At 62.1% G+C, this 1,650-nt stretch carries 2 protein-coding genes; both read left to right on the top strand.

The genetic code is table 11. The features are described from left to right. Positions 1-829 precede the first annotated feature (829 nt). Positions 830-1,393, top strand: coding sequence for a plasmid mobilization protein (locus tag ACRCSW_RS16815; protein WP_438706804.1), 564 nt, complete (start codon positions 830-832; stop codon positions 1,391-1,393). Continuing rightward, on the top strand, positions 1,390-1,650 hold a 261-nt coding region (locus ACRCSW_RS16820), incomplete at its 3' end, for a hypothetical protein (protein WP_438706805.1). The genes ACRCSW_RS16815 and ACRCSW_RS16820, both read left to right, overlap by 4 nt.

Consider the following 1,650-nt stretch of genomic DNA (forward strand, 5'->3'; position numbering starts at 1 on the left):
CTAATCCGACAGGCGTCCGGTGCGCCGTTTAGGCATATGGTTGCAGGAACGTCAAATGGGATGTGCTGGAAGTTGTAACACATCGCCTGAGCCTTCATGTTTCTTAAGGATTCCCACAGCCATCATGCTGCGGCGCGGCGTCTGAGCTGTCCTAAGGCGTGACCGCAATCGCGGCCGTCTGCCTTCCGGCCCGTATGACGGTTTGCATGTCTGCATGCTTGCATAGGTGACATGCCGCATACTTGCCTAGGAACCTGCCCGCTTGGTCGGTCCGAAGGCTGATCGGAAATGTGCCGTCGTCGGGGGACGATTCCGAACTTGACCCGCCAACCGCCTGCATGCCTACCTGCCTGCCTGCCTGCTTGCCAGTTCGCCCAGTGACGGGTTGACGCTGCGCCGAACTAGCTTGTGGCTTCATGCCCAAACCCATTCATAGTCTGCCATCTTCCGCCATGGGCAGGCCTAAAAGCATCCGGAGAGCCATTCCCCTGCCCCTCTTCCCTTCCCGGGTAACCCATCCTTCAGACAGTCGCGCCACACCCGGCAGTTCCACCTAGTGGGAACGCAAACCTTCGCAAAACCCCAGGTTACAAGGCGCTCGACCACTTTGGTCTCGCGTCAATCGGAGGCCTGACGGCCAGGGCGCAGGGATGCAGTCGGCAGGCAAGCCGCCGACCCCTGACGCCATAATGAGTCCTCACCGGCTGTCCGGTTTCCGCAAGCGGGCTCCTCTTCGGAGGAGCGGAAACCGGCCGGTGAGGACGGTTGGCAGGAACGGTGGTGTGTGGTACATGATGCGCACTGATCGCAAAACACATGTAATGATGCAATGCCACGCTCACGCCTGACCTCTGCCGAGACTACCGCCATCACGGCGCGGCTCCTCGCTGGCGAGAGCGTTGCGGCTGTGGCGAGGTCGATGGGCCGTTCCCGCCAGGCACTGTCACGGATCAAGGGCAGCCTTGACCGGAAGGAAGTGCGGCGGCTTTCGGTGAAGCTGAACATCCGCATCACGCAAGACGAGCATGCAGCCTTTCAGGCGGTTGCCGAGGCAAGCGGCCTGACGGTCTCCGAGGCAGTCCGGCATCTGGTCAGACAGGCAAGCGATCGTCTGGCCATTCAGGTAGACGAGCTAGATGCCATCGCTGCAGCAAGACGGGAGTTGTCGGCCGTCGGCAACAACCTCAGTCAGATCGCGCGCCTGGGAGCAGTCGGACGTCTGACTTGGAATGCCCGCGATGCTGCTCTCGTGCGAAAGGTTGGAGCGCGGGTCGACGACCTTGTCGAAGAAGTTGTCCACCTCCTCTCGGCGCTGAGGGCCAAGCAAGGACTTGGTGATCAAGCCTCTCCGTTCGCTATTGCCGCTGATGCTTCTGCCGAGGCGTCGAAATGACCCGGTCGCCTTCAGTCGAAGATCTGGTTCTCGGTCATGTTCTCGACGACCGTCGTCGTGGGCGGGGCGGTGGCGACGGCTCATCGTCCCGTCTCGGCACGCGCAAGGAACGCCAGACCCGGGCGCTTCTGCGAAACGCTGGTGGGCCGCGTGGCTGGCAGTCGGTCGTCAAACGCATCGCCGGTGGCAGTGCCCGAACCCCTCAGGAGCTGAAGCGCCTTCTCGACTATGTGGCCCGGGAAGAGGGGGTGCAGAGC

This window comes from Tabrizicola sp., assembly GCF_051645465.1.
Taxonomy (GTDB): Bacteria; Pseudomonadota; Alphaproteobacteria; order Rhodobacterales; family Rhodobacteraceae; genus Tabrizicola.